Source organism: Bradyrhizobium betae (assembly GCF_008932115.1).
Classification (GTDB): Bacteria; Pseudomonadota; Alphaproteobacteria; order Rhizobiales; family Xanthobacteraceae; genus Bradyrhizobium; species Bradyrhizobium betae.
On sequence record NZ_CP044543.1, the window covers coordinates 1,634,281 to 1,652,923 of the forward strand.

Consider the following 18,643-nt stretch of genomic DNA (forward strand, 5'->3'; position numbering starts at 1 on the left):
CAAGGAAACCGTTTCCAGCCCCGCACCCATCAATAGCCGAGCGCGCAGCCGTCCTTGCGCGGATCGGAACCGCCGGTGAGCGTGCCCTTGTCCCAGTCGATCCAGATCGCCTGGGCGCCGCCGAGCGGCCCGACCACGCTGGTGGTCTTGTGGCCGAGCTTCTTCAGCCCCTCGACGATGTCAGCCGGGACGCTGTCCTCGAGCTGGTACTGGCCCTCGTAGTGCAGGCCGCGCGGCATGTCGATCGCTTCCTGCACGTCGCAGCCGTAGTCGAGGATGTTGGTCAGGACATGGGTCTGGCCGGTCGGTTGATACTGGCCGCCCATTACGGCGAACGGCATCACGGAGCGGCCGCCCTTGGTGAGCAGACCCGGCATGATCGTGTGCAGCGGGCGCTTGCCGCCCTCGATGCAGTTGGGATGGCCCGGCTGGATGCGGAAGCCGCCGGCGCGGTTCTGCAACAGCACACCGGTCTTGTTCGAGACGATCGCCGAACCGAAGGAATGCGCGACAGAGTTGATGAACGAGCAGACGTTGCGGTCCTTGTCCACCACCGTGATGTAGATGGTCGAGGGGTTCATCGGCGGCGCGACGTTCGGCAGGTCGAGCATGCCGTCCATGCGGATCTTGCTGATGTACTCGTCGGCAAAGCTCTTTTCGAGCATCTCGGCGACGTTGATCTTCATGTGCTCGGGCGAGGCGACGTGCATCTCGCGGTTCATGTAGGCGATGCGCGCGGCTTCCGCCTCGAGATGGAAGCGCTCGACGCTGACGGGCGCATACTTGGTCAGGTCGAATCGCGACAGGATGTTGAGCATCAAGAGCGCGGTGACACCCGGGCCGTTCGGCGGGCACTGCCAGACGTCATGGCCCTTGTACATGGTGCCGATCGGCGTCGTCGTCTCGGTGGTGTGCGCGGCGAAGTCGTCGAGCGTGTGCAGGCCGCCGATGCCGCGCAGGGTCTCGACCATGTCTTCCGCGATCGCGCCCTTGTAGAAGGCGTCGCGGCCGTCCTTGGCGATCGCGCGCAGCGTCTTGCCGAGCTCGGCTTGGCGGATGACGTCGCCGGCCACCGGCGGCTTGCCGCCCGGCAACAGGTAACGCGCGGTGTTGGTGCCGTTCTTCAGCTTCTCGAACTGGTTCTTCCAGTCGAAGGCGATGCGGGGGGCAACGACATAGCCCTCTTCCGCCGCCTTGATCGCCGGCTGCAGCAGGCGGTCGAAGCCGAACTTGCCGTGGTCGCGCAGCACGGTGGCGAAAGCGTCGATCACGCCGGGGATCGAGACCGCGTGCGCCGAGGTCAGCGGCACCGAGGTAATCTTGCGCTCGAGATACCAGTCCGCATTGGCCGCCTTGGGTGCCCGGCCGGAGCCGTTATAGGCGATGATCTTGCCCTCGCCGCGCGGCTGGATCAGCGCAAAGCAGTCGCCGCCGATGCCGGTCGATTGCGGCTCGATCACGCCGAGCACGGCAGAACCCGCCACCGCTGCGTCCACCGCCGTGCCGCCCTCGCGCAGCACCTCGATCGCGGCGAGCGACGCCTGCGGATGCGAGGTCGCCACCATTGCGTTGGTGGCGTGGACCGTGGACCTGCCGGGGAAGTGGAAGTTTCTCATCGAATTCTGCTCTCTCAAGGCGCTCTTGTAAGGCTCTGTTGGGCCCGGGGCTAAGTCTTGAGGCGCGCGGGTCGCGCCACCTCGGAAAAACCGCGCCTACATGACACATTCCGGCCCGTCCGGGCAATGCTGGCATACCAGAGAAAATGGCTGCCATCCGCTGGGCGTATGGACCTGTCGCGCCCCCCGCGCGATGCGGGTTTTCTGGGCGGCGGACGCCTGCTAAACGAGCCGGCATGATCTACAAGGTCGCCGCCTTCTACCAATTCGCCGCCCTGCCCGATTACCGCGAACTGCGCGAGCCGCTGCGCGCGTTCTGCGCTGGGCTGGCGCTGAAGGGCAGTGTGCTGCTGGCTCAAGAAGGCATCAACGGCACGATTGCCGGAGCGGTTGAGGCGATCGACGCCTTCGCCCATGAGCTCGCACACGGCGAAATGTTCGGCGGCCGACTGAACAATCTCGAATTGAAGTTCTCGACTGCGGAAGCCATGCCGTTCGGCCGGCTCAAGGTGCGGCTGAAGAAGGAAATCGTCACGCTCGGCGACGCGGCCGCCGATCCGACGCGGCAGGTCGGCACCTATGTCGATGCGAGCGAATGGAACGCGCTGATCTCGGCGCCCGATACGCTGCTGCTCGACACCCGCAACGCCTTCGAGGTGGCGATGGGGACGTTCGAGGGCGCGGTCGATCCTGATATCAAGAGCTTTGGCCAGTTCAAGGATTTTGCCGCCGAGCAGCTCGATCCGGCAAGGCACCGTAGGATCGCCATGTTCTGCACAGGAGGCATCCGCTGCGAGAAGGCGAGCGCACATCTGCTCGCGCGCGGCTTTGCCGAGGTCTATCACCTCAAGGGCGGCATCCTGAAATATCTGGAAGAGGTGCCGGAGGCGGAGAGCCGTTGGCGCGGCGAATGTTTTGTGTTCGACGAGCGCGTTGCGCTCGGCCACGGTTTGCGCGAACGGGACAAGGAGCACGGCCGTGACGAGTGAGACCAAGATGCTCAGCGAGCGCGTCGACGCGCTGGAGACGCGCATCGCCTATCAGGACGACACCATCGAGACGCTGAACCAGACCATCACCGCCCAGTGGAAGCAGATCGACGTTCTGACGCGGAAGGTCGCAGAGCTTGGCGAGCGGCTGCAGGAAGCCGAGGCGAACGCGCCGGGAGCGGCCAACGAGCGCCCGCCGCACTATTGAACGAATCTACTGTCCGGACGCCTTCGGCAGCAGGCGGGCGACCTCACCCGCCATCATCAGGCGGTCGCGGCCGGCATCCTTGGCGGCATAGAGCGCCTGATCCGCGGCCTCGACGAGCGTGCCTACGCCTGCGGTGCGCTCCAGCGCCGGCCGGCAGGCCGCGCCGCCGAACGACGCGGTGACGCAGCCCGACAGGCGGTTGGTGCTGTGGACGAGGCCCGCCTCGCTGATGGCCTTCCGGACCCGCTCGCCGATGCGGGCGCAGCCCGCGGCGTCGGTGTTCGGCAGCAGCACGGCGAATTCCTCGCCGCCATAGCGCGCAGCCAGGTCGCCGGCGCGATGCATCTCGGCCGCGATAGCCTGCGCCACCACGCGCAGACAGGCATCACCTGCGGGATGGCCGTACTCGTCGTTGTAGGACTTGAAGTGATCGACATCGATCATCAGCAGAGCGAGGCTGGAACGTTCGCGATAGGCGCGCGCCCATTCCTCCCTGAGCCGTTCGTCGAAGCAGCGCCGGTTGGCAAGCCCGGTAAGACTGTCCTCGATCGCGAGCGTCTCCAGCCTGGTCTCCAGCTTCTTCTGCTCGGTAATATCGCGCGTGATCGCAACCACGCCGTCGACGAGCCCGTTGTCCTTGCGCGTCACCCGCATGTTCGATTCGAGCCAGACCTCGCCATTGTGGCGATGCGTGTTGCGATAGGTGACCCGCGCCTCCTCCTTCTCGCCGCGCTTCATGGCGTCGACGACGGACCGGACCTGCGGCAGGTCCTCCGCATGGATGCCAGCAAGCGCGGGGGTTCCGATCAGCTGGGCGGCGCGCCAGCCGACGACACGGATCGACGAGGGGGAGACATAGCGCAGCAGCTCGTCCAGCCCGATACGCGTGACCATGTCGCTGGAGCCCTCCGCAAGCAGGCGGAAATGGGCTTCCTTCTCGACCAGCGCCGCAGCCATGCGCTGGCCCCGTTGCAGATGCCGCACCAGAACCGCGCCGATGACGGCAATCAACATGACCAGTGCGAGCACGAAGAGCATGCGGGAGATTGCCGCGGCGCGCCACGGTGCCAGCAGCTCGTCCTTGTCGACGGTGGCGAGCAGGACGAGCGGGTAGCGGCCGCTGCGCTTGAAGAAGCTGACCCGTTCGACGCCATCCAGCGACGACTTGAAATGATAGGTGCCGCTCGGCCTTTGCAGGCTTGCGTCGCGGAACAATGACGTGTCGGCGACGCTGCGGCCGACGAACTTCTCGTTGTTCGGGTTGCGCGCGATAATGGTGCCGTCGCCATACATCAGCGACACCGAGCTGTTGCGGCCGATCTCGAACTGCTCGTAGAAGTGCGAGAGATATCTGGAGCCGATGGTCGCGAGCATCACGCCGCCGAAGCTGCCGTCCGGCTTGTTGAAGCGGCGCGACAGGGTGACGACCCATTCGCCATCGAGCAGGCTCTTTACGGGACGGCCGACATAGGCCTCCCGCTTCGCGGATAGCTGATGATAGCGGAAGAACGCGTCGTCGCTGAGCGTCGAGGCGATCGTCCCCGGCGAAGTCAGCCAGTTGCCCTGGTCGTCGATCACGGCGAGGCTGTGGACGCGCTCCATCGCCTTTTTGCGCACCTCCAGGACGTTGCGCAGCTTCGTGATCGTTGCGGGATCGACGCCGTCCATCTCGAGCCGGCTGACGGTGCCGACGACGCCGGAATCGAGCAGGTCGAGACTGTCCTCGGCATGCTGGGTCAGCGAGCGGGCGACGTTCGCCATCTCGGTCTCGGCGCCCTTGAGCACCGCATCGCGGGCAGCCCATTCGCGCCAGCCGCTGACGCCGAGGATCGTCGCACAGGTCAGCACGACAAACGCCGCCGCACGCAGCGGCAGGCGGCTCCATCCGGCTCTCTGGGTAGCAGCGCTCATACGGCAGACTTCTCCGATCGTTCGGAAACTCTGCCGCTTCTGTTATTGAACCCTGAAACGCTTGCCGGCATTCGCAGGGATATCCGGGTTTTCCCGTACTCCTACGGACTGAAGCGTCGATGGATCGCTAACAATGCGTTAGCGACCCTATCGGAAACCGGCGAGGCACTGCGGCTGAAGATCGCCTCAGCTGAACATCGCCTTAACCTTGGCCCAGAGCGACGGATTGTCTGCATCCGCGTCGGCCTTCGATGGCGTCGGTTGGGTGGCGCTCACGGGGTCTGACGCCGGGAAAGAATCTTCGAGCCCGGTTTCGAGCCGGGCATGTCGATCGGCGGCCAGCGCCTTGTTCAGATCGTCGGCGTGCTTGTCGTGCGGCGCGGGATTGAATGTCTCAGCCATGGAATTCCTCCTCCATTGGCGGGTCAACGCGGCGCATTTGCACTGGTTCCACTGTTCCGCTCGAGCCTCCGGCAGTGTATCAGGAACCTCAACCTGCATCAGGACGGTCCGTGCCCCAGTCTGCGACAAAGCCCTTCATCGACGTGCTCTCCGGCCAGCGCCAACCCGTCCCGCCCGTGTGGATGATGCGGCAGGCCGGCCGCTACCTGCCGGAGTATCGCGAGGTTCGCGCCAAGGCCGGCGGCTTCCTCGATCTCTGCTTCGACCCGGAGCTCGCCGCCGAGGTCACGCTGCAACCGATCCGCAGGTTCGGCTTCGACGCGGCGATCATCTTCTCCGATATCCTGGTGATCCCCTACGCGCTCGGCCGTTCCGTGCGCTTCGAGGTCGGCGAAGGTCCGCGCCTCGAGCCGCTCGATGATGCCGCCAAGGTCGCGACGCTGGCGCCGCTGGCCGACTTCGGCAAGCTTCGGCCGGTATTCGACGCGCTGAAGATCGTGCGCAGTGCGCTCGACCCCAGGACCGCGCTGATCGGCTTCTGCGGCGCGCCGTGGACGGTCGCGACCTACATGGTCGCCGGTCACGGCACGCCCGACCAGGCACCGGCGCGGATGATGGCCTATCGGCATCCGGATGCGTTCGCAAAAATCATCGACGTGCTGGTCGAGAATTCGATTCAATACCTGCTGGCGCAGCTCGCCGCCGGCGCAAATGCCTTGCAGATCTTCGACACCTGGGCCGGCGTGCTGCCGCCGGCCGAATTCGCGCGCTGGTCAGTCGAGCCGACCCGGCGCATCGTGGAGGGCGTCCGCGCCAAGGTGCCGGATGCGAAGATCATCGGCTTTCCCCGCGGGGCCGGCGCGCAATTGCCCGGTTACGTCGAGGCGACCGGCGTCAACGCCGTCAGTATCGACTGGACCGCGGAGCCTGCCTTCATCCGCGAGCGGGTGCAGAGCCGCGTCGCGGTGCAGGGCAATCTCGATCCGCTGGCGCTGATCACCGGTGGCGCCGCGCTCGACCGCGCCGTGGACGACGTGCTGGCGAGTTTTGCGCAAGGGCGCTTCATCTTCAATCTCGGCCACGGCATCCAGCCGGAGACGCCGATCGCCCATGTCCAGCAGATGCTGAAGCGGGTCCGCAATTATCGCGGCTAGGCCGCCGCGGCGCGCTCCGGCGCGTGTCTTGACCCGAATACCCCCAGCAGGAGCTGGGCGCTGGTCTTGACGCCGGCCTTCCGCAGGATATTGGCCCGATGATCCTCGACCGTGCGCGGGCTGAGACCCAATTGTCTCGCCATGACTTTTGTCGACATGCCCGCGAGCATGTGATCCAGGACTTCCCGTTCGCGCCTCGTCAGCCGTTTCGCGTGCTTGAAATGCGCCGCCGGACTCGCTGCGGAACGCGCGCCCGCGCAGGCCGTCTCGATCCGTTCAACCAGCGTATCCGGCCGGAACGGCTTCTCGATGAAGTCGACCGCGCCGGAGCGGAGCGAACGCACGGCCGTGGGGATATCGCCGTGACCGGACATCATCAGGATCGGCGCCGGATAATCCTGATCGCGGAGCTCGCTCAATGTTTCCAGGCCCGACTTGCCGGGCACGCACACATCCAGGAGAATACAGACCGGCGAGTTCTGCCGGGCCTCGGCCTGAAGCGCCTCGCCGTCCGCGAAGAAAACGGATCGATATCCGGCCCTCTCGAGCAGGGCCTTCAGCATCATCCGCATCGTCAAATCATCTTCGAGAATGAAGACGTCGTTGGTACTCATCGTTCTTGTCCCTGCGCTGTAACCGGGATCGCTATGCGCCAATCAGGTCGCCGGGAAAAGCAGAAGATGCCGGGACAGTTCTCCATCGGATAACGACGAGCCTGTCCAGCAGCCCATGGCATTAGGTTGAAATTAAAACCCCTCCGGCGAAGGCCGGACCGCCCCCGCAAAAAAACGGGAAAACAACCCCATGCAAAGTAGAAATCATTGAAGAATTTGGTCCGGCGCGACTTCAGGGCCCGCAGCGACGACGTTTGACACGTCGGGCAAAACAGACGCACGATAGTACGATCGCACCGATCTCACCTGCAGGCGGCTTACCTTGGCCGGCTGCGCTCGATGATCTCGGCGGCGCCCTTGCCCAGCAGATCCAGCCCCACCGCACGGCCGAGCTCACGCGGGCGATTGGCGGGGCCTGTGCGTGAGGCTTCGATGATGGTGTTGCCGGAGAGGTCGAGCACCGATGCGGTCAGCGACATCTGATCGCCCGTGATGGTCGAAAAACCCGCCACCGGCGAATTGCAGTGACCGTTGAGCACCCACAGCACCTCGCGCTCGGCATCGGCGCAGGCGCGTGCCGCAAGATCGTCGATCGACGCAAGAATGCGCCGCGTCTGCCAATCCTGCGCCGCGCACTCGACCGCGACGATGCCCTGCCCCGCCGCAGGCAACATCTCCGCCGCGGTGAACTCATAGGCGATGCGATGGGAAAGACCGACGCGATCGAGGCCGGAACGCGCCATGATCAGCGCGTCCGCGGGCCCCACCGCGCCGCCATCCGGCAGGCGCTGCTTCTCGCCATTGTCGAGCTTCCGCACGCGCGTGTCGGCGGCGCCGCGGAAGTGGATCACTTCGACGTCCGGGAACAACCTTCGCGCATAGGCCGCGCGCCGGACGGCGTTGGTGCCGATCTTGAAACCCTTGCCGCCGGACTGACGCAGCGCCTCCAGCGTCACGCCATTGCGCAGCACCAACGCATCGCTGGCGGGATCGCGCGACAGCGTGGCGCCGATGACGAGGCCGGGCGTGTCCTCGTTACCCGGCATGTCCTTCAGCGAATGCATCGCCGCCTGCAACTCGCCCGACAGGACCGCGGCGCGGATCTGCGCCACGAAGGCGCCGCCCTTGCCGCCGTGCGGCAGCAGCTTGCCGGTCTGGTCGAGATCGCCCGTGGTGTCGAACTTGACGATCTCGACATCGAGATCGGGCATGGCGGCGGTCAGGCGGCGCGCGATCTCTTCCGTCTGTGCCAGCGCCATCGCGCTCTTGCGTGTGCCGATCCTCAGTCGCGTAGCCAAACCGTCTGCTCCTTCTCGCGCGGGTTTACCGCGCATCCTCCAATATCATGTCCGAGGCCTTTTCGGCGATCATGATGATCGGCGCGTTGGTGTTCCCCGACACGAGGTCCGGCATGATCGAGCCGTCGACGATTCGAAGGCCTTCGAGCCCCCTCACCTTCAGCCGCTGGTCCACCACCGAAAGTGCGTCGTTGCCCATACGACAGGTCGAGGTCGGATGGTAGATGGTGCTGCCGCGCTCGCGGCAATAATCGAGCAATTCGGCGTCCGTAGATACCTTCGCCCCGGGATCGTACTCGCCAGCCACGAACGGCTGCATCGCCGGCGCATTCAGTATCTTGCGCAGGATCTTCAGACCTTCGACGTTGGTGGTGCGGTCGGTCTCGGTCGACATGTAGTTGATGCGGATTTCCGGTGGCACCGTCGGGTCCGCGCTCCTGATGCGCAGGGAGCCACGGCTCTCGGGACGGAGCTGGCACACCGACGCCGTGAAGCCGGAGAAGTCATGCAGCCTCTCGCCCATCTTGTCGGTCGAGAACGGCAGGAAATGCACCTGAATGTCGGGCGAAGCGAGCCGCGGATTGGTCTTGAAGAACGCGCCGGCCGTGCCGGCCGCGATCGTCAGCCAACCCTTCCGGAACAGCGCGTAGCGTGCGCCGGCGAGCGTGCGGCGGATCGGATTGTTGACGGTATCGTTCAGCGTGATCTTTTGCGAGCAGCGCATCACGATGCGGACCTGCATGTGATCCTGGAGATCGTGGCCGACGCCCTGCGCGTCCAGTACGACATCGATGCCGTGCTGGCGCAGGAGATCGGCCGGGCCGACGCCGGAGAGTTGCAGAAGCTGCGGCGAGTTGTAGGCACCGCTCGACAGCACGATCTCCCTGCGCGCCCGCGCGCGGCGCACGGTTGCGCCCTGCCGGTATTCGACGCCGACGGCGCGGCGACCTTCGAACAGAACGCGCTGACCGAGCGCCTCGGTCTCGACCTTGAGATTGCCGCGCGTCTTTGCCGGACCGAGATAAGCCACCGCCGTCGAGGCGCGACGACCGTTGCGCGTGGTGGTCTGGAACAGGCCGACGCCTTCCTGCGTGGCACCGTTGAAATCGGGGTTATAGGGCAAGCCGTTCGCGACCGCGGCGTCGATGAAGGCCTTCGACAGCGGATCGGTCACGACCATGTTGGAGACCGGCAGCGGGCCGCCGGTGCCGTGATATTGATCGGCGCCGCGCGTCTGGTTCTCGGCCTTCTTGAAATAGGGCAACACGTCGTCATAGCCCCAGCCGGTGTTGCCGTGCTGACGCCAGCGGTCGTAGTCCTCGTGCTGGCCGCGGACATAGAGCAGTCCGTTAATCGAGCTCGATCCACCCAGCGTCTTGCCGCGCGGCTGGAACACCTGGCGGCCCTTCAGCTCGGGCTCCGGCTCGGTCTGGTACATCCAGTTGACTGTCTTTTCCTTGAACAGCTTGCCGTAGCCGAGCGGCACGTGGATCCAGATGTTGGAGTCCTTCGGGCCGGCCTCGAGCAGCAGCACGCTGTGCCTGCCGTTCGCCGACAGGCGGTTGGCGAGCACGCAACCGGCGGAGCCGGCGCCGACGATGATGTAGTCGAATTCGGGGTCGGACGGTATGAGGGCGGAAGTTGCGTTCATGCGCTAAAGTCTTCTTGTTGATGTGGGCGTTTCCGTTGCGTGATTAGCACAATCATGCACGCAGACGCAGCGCCTCGACCAGCGACTTGAACGCACGGGCATATTCCGCGCCCGCCCTTGCGATATCGGCGCGCCCGGCGCAGGCGACGGCCGCTTCCGTGACCGCGCCGAGCAGCAGCCGCGCCAACGGCTCGACCGGCTGTTTTGCGATCAAGCCGGCCTCCATCGCCACCGCGATCGCACGCGGCAGCTTGCCGCCGAAGTGCTGTGCGTCGATCTCGCGCCAGCGCTCCCACCCGAGCACGGCGGGGCCATCACGCAGGATGATCTGGCCGGTTGGCCCCTTGGCGGTCGCGGCAAAATAGTGCTGGGTGCCGGCAACCATCGCGGCGAGCACATCCTTCTCGGCGCGTGCGGTGCTGTCGATCTCGGCGACGAGGTCGCGCGAAACGGCATCGAACACCGCCTCGAACACCGCCTCCTTGGTCCTGAAGTGATGATAGACAGCGCCTTTGGCGACGCCGGCAGCTCCCGCGATTTCGTCCATCGTGGTGGCGGCAAATCCCTGCGTCCCGAACAGGCGGCGCGCCGCTGTCAGAATCGCCTCGGATGTCGCAGCCCGCCGCTCCGCCTGCCTTGCCATCGCTTCCGTCTAATCGGATTCGCCGGACGCGGCCAGTTGACTTTTCGACTATTGGTCGGTAATTACCGACTAACAGTCGGTTCTTATTGAGGTGAGCCATGCCGAGCCGTGACCTCGTTGAAGCTTTTGCGCAGCGGCTGGAAGCCGGAGATTTCATCGGCGCAATAGAGCGGTTCTACGCGCCCTCCGCAGCGACCTACGAGAACAACGCCGCCCCGACGGTCGGCCGCGACAAGCTCGTCGCCAAGGAGCGCGGCGTGCTGGCGGCCTCGAAGGAGGTCAAGGCCGCGCGCGTCGGCCCCAGCCTGATCGAAGGCGACCACGTCGCGACACGCTGGACGTTCAGCTTCACCAACGCTGAAGGCGTCATCCGAACGTTGGATGAGATCGCTTGGCAGACGTGGCTGGGCGATCAGATCGTCGAGGAGCGGTTCTATTACGATCCGAAGCAATTGGGGCGGTGATCGCATTCCGGACACCGGTGTCATCGCCCGGCTCCAGCGGGCGATCCAGTACTTCGAGACGATTGTAATTCAATCGATAAGCCACGGCGTACCGGATGCCCCGGCCAGCCAGGGCATGACAGCGGAGCGAGTGGCGATCATGTTTCCGCGCGTTACAACCGTAACGTGGGACGCCGCATTTGTATCGATTTGTTATCGATACTCCGTGACCAACACGCAGAAGTGGTCGCGGCGATCGCCGCAAGCGGGGATAATTCATAGTTCGTCAAATGTTTGCGGCGAATTCTCCGGATCGAGCCGGACAAACGGCCCATGCTGCTGCAGGCTCTGGAATGCGGACTCAACTGACCAGCTATTTCGCGCGGCTGTTCGCCGGCGATCTGTCGGCTTTTGGCGGTCCTGCAACCGACGAAGCCGTCGCCGGCCATATCCGCGCCGAACAGATGTCGCTGGTGCTCGGCTATTCGGTCGGCATCATGCTCGCCAATGCCTGCAACGCGGCCGTGCTTGCCATCGCGCTGTGGCATTCGCCGGACTGGAAATTCGCGCTGGGCTGGGCAGTGATCGTGGCCGGTGCCGCGATCGCGTTCGGCCTGCAGTCCCACGCCTCGCGCCGAATCACCAAGCCGCAATTCGTCTCGCGCCGGGCCATGCAAAGGCTGGTGCGCAACGCCTTCGTCCTCGGTGCCGCCTGGGGCATCGTTCCGGTCGCCTTTTTCGCGAATGCCGCAACCGGCGGCCAGCTCGTCATCACTTGTCTCTGCTCGGGCATGCTGGCCGGCGGTGCGCTGGCCTTCGCCACGATCCCGATCGCCGCGATTGCCTTTACGACGCCCATCTTCATCGGAATCGCGATCTGCCTCAGCCGCGACGGCGACCCCGCCTATGTTCTGATGGCCATCCTCGTGGTGGTCTACGGGTCGGTGCTGCTGCGCGCGGTCTTCGTCAATTCCATCGGGTTCGCGCGGCGCGTGATCCGGCAAGTCGAGGCCGAGCGCACGGTGCGGCAGGATCCGCTGACGCTCCTGCCCAACCGCTTCGCCTTCAACGAGACGCTGGATGCCGCGCTGAAGCGCCTCAGCCTGTCCGGCGAGGAATTCGCGGTGCTGCTGCTCGACCTCGATCGCTTCAAGGAGGTCAACGACAGGTTCGGCCATCCCGCCGGCGACGAATTCCTGGTCCAGGTCGCAAGCCGCCTGCAGCGCTGCACGCGCGCAGCCGAACACGTCGCGCGCATCGGCGGCGACGAGTTCGCGCTGGTGATGGCCAATCTGGCGCGGCCCGAAGACGCCCTCGATATCGCCGAGCGCTTCGTCAGCGCCTTCACCGAACCGTTCATGATCGAGGGCTGCGAGATCCCGGGGGCGACCAGCGTCGGCATCGTGCTGGCGCCGCGCGACGGCGACACCCAGCTCGACATCATGAAGAACGCCGACACCGCGCTCTATCGCGCCAAGAAGGCCGGACCGGGGACGGTGTGCTTCTTCGAGCAAGCCGACGACAAGGCCTCGCGCGACCGCAAGGCGCTGCAAGCGGATCTCGAAGGCGCGGTTGCGCGCGACGAGCTGTTCCTCGTCTTCCAGCCATTCCTGGATCTGGGCGAAAATCGCATCACCGGCTTCGAGGCGCTGCTGCGCTGGCAGCATCCGCAGCGCGGATTGATTCCGCCGAACGAATTCATCGGGATCGCCGAGGAGACCGGGCTGATCCACGAGATCGGCGAATGGGTGATCCGGCGCGCCTGTATGACGCTGGCCGACTGGCCGGAGGAGATCAGGATCGCAGTGAACTTTTCCGCGGCGCAGTTTCACAACTCCGGTATCCTCCAGACCATCGTGCAGGCGCTTGCGGATGCGCAGATCGCCCCGCAGCGGCTCGAGATCGAGATCACGGAATCGATGCTGCTGTCGAAATACGGCTCGGCGGCGTCGATTCTCAACGCACTGCTGGAGCTGGGTGCCACGGTCGCGCTCGACGATTTCGGCACCGGATTCTCGTCGCTGACTTATTTGCGCAAGCTGCCGTTCAGCCGCATCAAGATCGACCAGTCCTTCATCCGCGACATGCTGGTGCAGCCGGACTGCGCGGCGATCGTGAAATCGGTGATCGGGCTCGCGCGCGACCTGCGCATCGGCGTGGTCGCCGAAGGCGTCGAGACCGCGGACCAGCTCGAATATCTGCGCCAGATCCAGTGCGACGAGGTCCAGGGCTATCTGATCGGCCGGCCGGTGTCGGCAGATGGCGTCCTGGCGCTGCTCGATGCGAAGACGATTCGCGCGAACTACGCTGCGTAAGCTCGGCATCAAGCGCCCGAATTAACCACCAACTCGATCCAATTTTAACAAGACAGCAACACTGCTTGTAAGCGTGAGCCGAGCAGATCAACGTGCTGGTATTGCCGTTTTCCGGGCTTCGGCGGACCGGGAAACTGACTTCGTAAAGCGCGATCGCAATCGCTGCGATCGTTCGATTGGAAGTTACCGTTTCATTCGGAGCATCTCGCCATGATCGAACGTCGTGCGATGAAGCGCATACAGATCAACCGGGCGGCGCGGCTGTCATTCGGTGAAATTCCTGGAACTCATCCATGCTTGGTGCGCGATATCAGCGCCTTGGGGGCATGCATCTCCACGCCGTACTACATATTTGCCGACGAATTCGCGTTGTCGTTCGACGGCCATTCCGGAATCTTCATCTGCCGCGCCGTGTGGAGGAAGGCGACGCTGTGCGGCGTGTGCTTCCTCCTGCGTCGTCGTTCGCCGAAATTGGCGAACGATCCAGCAAATCCACAAACGTGGGGCGACGAAGCGTCGGCATAGCTCCCGTCCGCCCCGAGGGCGGAGCTGACAGAGCACGCCTCCGCGAGCAGAACGCGGAAATACACGCTCCGCAACCTTCAGATCGCGTCCGCCCGCAGCAGCGTGTCCACGGTGATGGTGCCGCGGGCGCGGGAGACGCAAGCGCAGATCTTCTCGTTGCTCTCCTTCTGGTGGTCGCTGAAGAAGACATCGCGGTGGTCGATCTCACCCTGGACATCGACCACGTCGATGGCGCAGAGGCCGCATTCGCCGCGCTTGCAATCGTACATCACGTCGTGGCCGCTGGCATTGAGCACGTCGAGCATCGAGCGCTCGCGCGGGATTTCGAGCTCGACGTCCGAGCCCTTCAATCGCACGCGAAACGTCTCGGTCGGCAGCGTGCCGCTGGAGCCGAAGGTCTCGTAGCGAAGGTCGGGAAGTGGATGACCGGCGCCGATCCAGGCGTGGCGTGCGGCATCCAGCATCCGCATCGGGCCACAGAACAGCGCCAGTGCATTTTGCGGCAGTGACGCGAACAGTGCGTCGAGGTCGAGCCGCCTGCCCTCGTCGCTGGCATGGACGATCAGGCGGTCGCCGAGCATGGCCGCAAGATCGTCGAGATAGGCAGCCTCGCTACGCGAGCGCACAGCATAGTGCAGCGTGACGTCGGCGCCACGCCGCGCCAGCGCCTGCGCGGCGCCGAGGATCGGGGTGATGCCGATGCCGCCTGCGATCAGGCAATAGTGTTGGCGCGTCCAGTCGACCGCGAGCAGCGAGGCCGGCTGCGTGATGTCGAGCCGCGCGCCCGGTGCGAGCTGCCACATGTAGCGCGAACCGCCGCGGGAATCCTCCGCGCGGCGCACCGCGATCTTGAGGCCGCGCGGCGTGGCTTCGCCGACCAGCGAATAGGATCGCGTCTCCGGCAGGCCGTCGATGGTAACGCTGACATTGATGTGACTGCCGACCGGATAGGCCGTGCCGTCGAACCGATCCGGCAGGATCAGGAATTCGCGGATGCCGGGCGCGAGGTCGCGCGTCGAGACGAGCGTCGCCGGAATCCAGGTTTCAATGAAGCGCATGGTGACTGCCCTAGTCGGTTGCGGCCCTGATCAGCGCGAGCGCCGGCAGGAGGTCGAGATGGGTCCGGTTGCGCAAGGCCAGCCGTAAATTGCGCACGGCGAGCCGAGCATGCTCGCGCATCACGGCCTCGGCGCGCGCGCCTTCGCGGTTCTCGATGGCGTCGATCACGACGCGGTGGTGCTCCTGCCCGATGATCAATATCTGCTGCGCCTCGGGCAGCGCCGACTGCGCCATCACGAAGCCGCTTGGGGATGCAAACGGCAGCGCCGAGGCGCGGTCGATCTGGCGGATCAAGGGCGGGCTGCGCGACAATTCGGTCAGCAGCGCGTGGAAGCGCGCATTCAGCGTGACATAGGACGAGAAGGCATCGACCGAGATAGGCACCTGCCGCAGCAGCTCGTCGATCGCCGCGAGACATTCTTTCAACGGCTCGAGCTCCCGCGCGGAGACGCCGCGCTCGGCGGCGAAGCGCGCGGCGAGGCCTTCCAGCGTGCCGCGCAGCTCGATGGAATCGGAGATGTCGCGCTCCGAAAACGCCTTCACCATGAAGCCGCCGGAGGGGATCGCCTCCAGCAGCCCTTCCTCCTCCAGCCGCACCAGTGCCATGCGCACCGGGGTGCGCGAGGCGCCGGTGGTCTCCACCGCCTGCAGCTCAGAGATGCGCTCGCCGGGCCGCAACGCGCCCGACAGGATCTGGTCGCGCAGCGCCAGCTGTGCCTTCACGGTTTGCGAGACGGAGCGGTCGACCTCGGCCATGATTTACTCCGCGGCCTGGAGGCGTTGCGGCGCGCTTTCCTTCGCCACCATCTTGTCAATCAGCTTGCGCGACCACATCGCGCCGGCGTCGATGTTGAGGTTGTAGAAGATGCGATCGGGATTCTCGTCCATCGCGCGCTGCTGCGCCTCGAGGATCAGCTCGTCCTCGCGGAAGATGCCGGAGACACCCTCGCGGATCTCGGTGGTGATGCGCTGCTCGCCAAGCTGGTAGTTGCGGACGAAGGCCCAGAAATAGTGACAAGTCTTCTCGGTCTCGGGCGTGATGGTGTTGAGCACGAAGCCGTTGACGCCCTGCGAGCGATCGCCTTCCGGCGCGCCGGTGCCTGTCGGCGCCACGCCGACATCGATCGCGATGGTGCACGGCGCCTCGAAACGGATGATCTGCCAGCGGTCGACGAGACCGGACTTGCCGAGCTGCTTGGCCCAGAACGGCGGCGGCTCGATGCCGCGCATCCAGCGCGTCACCGTGACCGTCTTCTCGCCGTGGGTGACGTCGAACGGCGCTTCGGCGACCGCGTCGTTGCCGATCGAGGAGCCGTGCACGAAGGTCTCGTGGGTGAGGTCCATGAGATTGTCGAGCACGAGGCGGTAGTCGCAATTGACGTGGATGGTCTTGCCGTCGCCGGCCCAGGCCGGATCATGGTTCCAGTGCATGTCGGGAACGAGCGCGGGATCGGCCAGCGCGGGATCGCCCATCCAGAGCCAGACGTAGCGGTGGCGCTCGACCACGGGATAGGCGCGGACGCAGGCCGACGGGTTGATGGTCTCCTGCGAGGGCATGAAGGTGCAGCGGCCCTGCGCGTTGTATTTGAGGCCGTGATAGCCGCAGACGACGGTGTCGCCCTCAAGCCGGCCCTTCGACAGCGGCACCAGCCGGTGCCAGCAGGCATCCTCCAGCGCGGCCACCGCGCCGTCGGCCTTGCGGTACATCACGATGTGCTTGCCGCAGATCGTCCGCGGCAACAGCGCCGGCTTGACCTCCGCGTCCCAGGCCGCGGCGTACCAGGCGTTCATGGGGAAGGGTTTTGTCACCGGCGATCTCCCAAGGCTTATGTATGCGTTATGTATACAATAACGGGGGGGGGAATCGTTCAAGGCCATAAATGGCTTATCTAATTACCTTTATGCCAATTGATGTATACACTCCCAACCGCGAGTCATTCCCCGCGAAAGCGGGGAATCCAGTACGCCGCGGCTGTCATCGGTTCACACAACTGCCGCCGCGGCGTACTGGATCACCCGCTTGCGCGGGTGATGACGGCTGTTGATGCGGCAGGCCCTCCCTTGGAGGGGCCAGCGAAAGCGCGCTTGGTTTGGACTTACCCCCCAAACACCTTCTTCAACCCCGCCTGCGCCTCATCCTGAATCCGCTTCAGGTGCTCGGTGCTGCGGAAGCTTTCGGCGTAGATCTTGTAGACGTCCTCCGTCCCCGACGGCCGCGCGGCGAACCAGCCGAAATCGGTTTCGACCTTGATGCCGCCGAAGGGTTGGCCGTTGCCGGGCGCCTTGCTCAGCGTGGCACGGACGGGATCGCCGGCGAGATCCTTCAGACCGAGCTGCTCGGGCGTGACGGACTTCAAAATGTTCTTTTGCGGCGTGGTGGCGGCGACGTCGATGCGCGCGTAATGGGGCACCCCCAACTCGGCGGTGAGATCGCCAAACAGCTGGCTCGGATCGCGGCCGGTCTTCGCCATGATCTCGGCGGCGAGCAGGCCGAGGATGATGCCGTCCTTGTCGGTGGTCCACACCGTGCCGTCGCGGCGCAGGAACGAGGCCCCTGCACTCTCCTCGCCGCCGAAGCCGAAGCCGCCGCTGACGAGGCCGTCGACGAACCATTTGAAGCCGACCGGCGTCTCGACCAGCTTGCGGCCGAGTTTTTTGGCGACGCGGTCGATGATCGAGCTCGACACCACCGTCTTGCCGATCGCGGCATCCTTGCCCCAGTTCGGGCGGTGCGCGAACAGATAGGAGATCGCGGTCGCCAGATAATGGTTGGGGTTCATCAGGCCGCCGGTACGCGTCACGATGCCGTGGCGGTCGGCGTCGGTATCGTTGGCGAAGGCGACGTCGAAGCGGTCGCGCATCGCGATCAGGCTCGCCATCGCGTAAGGCGAGGAGCAGTCCATCCGAATCTTGCCGTCCCAGTCCACCGTCATGAAGCGAAAGGTCGGATCGATCGCCTCGTTCACGACGCTGGCCTTCAGGCCGTAGCGCTCGATGATCGGGTGCCAGTAATGCACGGCGGCGCCGCCGAGCGGATCGATGCCGATATTGATGCCGGCGGATTTGACCAGGTCGAGATCGACGACGTTGCCGAGATCGGCGACGTAGGGCGTGACGAAGTCGTAGGCGTGCACGTTCGCCGACTTTTTCGCCTTGGCATAGTCCATCCGTGCGACGCCCTTGAGGCCGTCGGCAAGATAGGCGTTGGCGCGCTTCTCGACCACGCCGGTGACGTCGGTGTCGGCCGGGCCGCCATGCGGCGGATTGTATTTGTAGCCGCCGTCCTCCGGCGGATTGTGCGAGGGCGTGACGACGACGCCATCAGCCAGACCGGACGTGCGACCCTTGTTGTAGGTCAGGATCGCGTGCGATATGACAGGCGTCGGCGTGTAGCCGCCGTCCTTGTCGATCATGACGTCGACACCGTTGGCCGCGAACACCTCGACGGCGCTGACCAGCGCCGGCTCGGCCAGCGCATGGGTGTCGATGCCGATGAACAACGGACCGGTCAGCCCCTTCTCCTTGCGGTAGTCGCAAATCGCCTGCGTGGTGGCGAGGATGTGCCCTTCGTTGAACGTATTCTTGAACGAGGTGCCGCGATGGCCGGAGGTGCCGAACGCCACCCGCTTCGCCGGATCCGCCACATCAGGCTTGCCGGCGAAATAGGCCGTCACCAGCCGCGGAACGTTGGTGAGCGCGTCCGGCGAGACCAGCTTGCCCGCCGCGGGATGAACATCAGCCACTGAAATATCCTCGTTCTGCCTACAGAGATTGCGGAGCAGCATAGCATCGGCCGGGCCACCGCCAAGGGCACA

17 protein-coding genes are annotated in these 18,643 nt (G+C 65.1%); 6 read left to right on the forward strand and 11 right to left on the reverse strand.

All coding sequences use genetic code 11. The features are described from left to right. Positions 1–29: 29 nt before the first annotated feature. Positions 30–1,616 (reverse strand): gamma-glutamyltransferase, encoded by a 1,587-nt coding sequence (gene ggt, locus F8237_RS07890; protein ID WP_151643462.1) that lies wholly within the window; start codon positions 1,614–1,616, stop codon positions 30–32. Positions 1,617–1,852: 236 nt separating this feature from the next. On the opposite strand from ggt, the gene trhO reads away from it, so the two are divergent. Then, positions 1,853–2,605, forward strand: a complete 753-nt coding sequence (gene trhO / locus F8237_RS07895; RefSeq protein WP_151643463.1) for an oxygen-dependent tRNA uridine(34) hydroxylase TrhO — start codon at positions 1,853–1,855, stop codon at positions 2,603–2,605. A gap of 7 nt (positions 2,606–2,612) precedes the next feature. Next, entirely contained in the window at positions 2,613–2,813 is a 201-nt protein-coding gene (locus F8237_RS07900) for a SlyX family protein (RefSeq protein WP_374761605.1), read from the forward strand. A 6-nt stretch (positions 2,814–2,819) separates the two neighbouring features. Here the strand turns inward: F8237_RS07900 and F8237_RS07905 are convergent, their stop codons facing one another. Together F8237_RS07905 and F8237_RS07910 are read right to left on the reverse strand one after the other, a co-directional pair. After that, entirely contained in the window at positions 2,820–4,724 is a 1,905-nt protein-coding gene (locus F8237_RS07905) for a sensor domain-containing diguanylate cyclase (RefSeq protein WP_151643467.1), read from the reverse strand. A gap of 186 nt (positions 4,725–4,910) precedes the next feature. Then, the gene (locus tag F8237_RS07910; protein ID WP_151643469.1) at positions 4,911–5,126 is read right to left on the reverse strand and encodes a hypothetical protein; all 216 of its coding nucleotides are present in this window, start codon (positions 5,124–5,126) and stop codon (positions 4,911–4,913) included. A 110-nt stretch (positions 5,127–5,236) separates the two neighbouring features. Here F8237_RS07910 and hemE point away from each other — a divergent pair, with 110 nt between their 5' ends. After that, positions 5,237–6,280: a uroporphyrinogen decarboxylase gene (gene hemE, locus F8237_RS07915; RefSeq protein WP_151643471.1), complete on the forward strand. Its 1,044-nt coding sequence runs from the start codon at positions 5,237–5,239 to the stop codon at positions 6,278–6,280. On the opposite strand, the gene F8237_RS07920 is transcribed toward hemE, so the two are convergent. From F8237_RS07920 to F8237_RS07935, 4 genes are all read right to left on the reverse strand, one after another. Continuing rightward, on the reverse strand, positions 6,277–6,894 hold the full coding sequence (locus F8237_RS07920) for a response regulator transcription factor (RefSeq protein ID WP_151643473.1): 618 nt from the start codon (positions 6,892–6,894) through the stop codon (positions 6,277–6,279). The genes hemE and F8237_RS07920 overlap by 4 nt on opposite strands. A 317-nt stretch (positions 6,895–7,211) precedes the next feature. Further along, positions 7,212–8,192: a hydroxymethylbilane synthase gene (gene hemC / locus F8237_RS07925; protein ID WP_151643475.1), complete on the reverse strand. Its 981-nt coding sequence runs from the start codon at positions 8,190–8,192 to the stop codon at positions 7,212–7,214. 25 nt (positions 8,193–8,217) lie between these two features. Next, positions 8,218–9,843: a GMC family oxidoreductase gene (locus tag F8237_RS07930; protein ID WP_151643477.1), complete on the reverse strand. Its 1,626-nt coding sequence runs from the start codon at positions 9,841–9,843 to the stop codon at positions 8,218–8,220. Positions 9,844–9,895: 52 nt separating this feature from the next. Further along, entirely contained in the window at positions 9,896–10,486 is a 591-nt protein-coding gene (locus tag F8237_RS07935; protein WP_151643479.1) for a TetR/AcrR family transcriptional regulator, read from the reverse strand. Positions 10,487–10,584: 98 nt separating this feature from the next. Between F8237_RS07935 and F8237_RS07940 the strand changes: the two genes are divergently transcribed. The 3 genes from F8237_RS07940 to F8237_RS07955 all read left to right on the forward strand — a co-directional run bounded on the left by F8237_RS07940 (position 10,585) and on the right by F8237_RS07955 (position 13,769). After that, complete coding sequence (locus F8237_RS07940; RefSeq protein ID WP_151643481.1) at positions 10,585–10,950, forward strand: nuclear transport factor 2 family protein; 366 nt, start codon at positions 10,585–10,587, stop codon at positions 10,948–10,950. 332 nt (positions 10,951–11,282) lie between these two features. Then, a complete protein-coding gene (locus F8237_RS07950) occupies positions 11,283–13,244 on the forward strand; it encodes a putative bifunctional diguanylate cyclase/phosphodiesterase (RefSeq protein WP_151643485.1) in 1,962 nt (653 codons plus the stop codon). A gap of 210 nt (positions 13,245–13,454) precedes the next feature. Beyond that, positions 13,455–13,769 carry a PilZ domain-containing protein gene (locus F8237_RS07955; RefSeq protein ID WP_151643487.1) on the forward strand — a complete coding sequence of 105 codons (315 nt, stop codon included), beginning with the start codon at positions 13,455–13,457 and terminating at the stop codon, positions 13,767–13,769. Between the two features lie 77 nt (positions 13,770–13,846). Here F8237_RS07955 and F8237_RS07960 read toward each other — a convergent pair whose 3' ends face one another. The 4 genes from F8237_RS07960 to pgm form a co-directional block, all read right to left on the reverse strand. Further along, on the reverse strand, positions 13,847–14,827 hold the full coding sequence (locus F8237_RS07960; RefSeq protein ID WP_151643489.1) for a PDR/VanB family oxidoreductase: 981 nt from the start codon (positions 14,825–14,827) through the stop codon (positions 13,847–13,849). Positions 14,828–14,837: 10 nt separating this feature from the next. After that, complete coding sequence (locus F8237_RS07965) at positions 14,838–15,584, reverse strand: GntR family transcriptional regulator (RefSeq protein ID WP_151643491.1); 747 nt, start codon at positions 15,582–15,584, stop codon at positions 14,838–14,840. Between the two features lie 3 nt (positions 15,585–15,587). Further along, positions 15,588–16,637: an aromatic ring-hydroxylating dioxygenase subunit alpha gene (locus F8237_RS07970; protein ID WP_162005926.1), complete on the reverse strand. Its 1,050-nt coding sequence runs from the start codon at positions 16,635–16,637 to the stop codon at positions 15,588–15,590. A gap of 287 nt (positions 16,638–16,924) precedes the next feature. Beyond that, positions 16,925–18,571 (reverse strand): phosphoglucomutase (alpha-D-glucose-1,6-bisphosphate-dependent), encoded by a 1,647-nt coding sequence (gene pgm / locus F8237_RS07975; RefSeq protein ID WP_162005927.1) that lies wholly within the window; start codon positions 18,569–18,571, stop codon positions 16,925–16,927. Positions 18,572–18,643 lie beyond the last annotated feature (72 nt).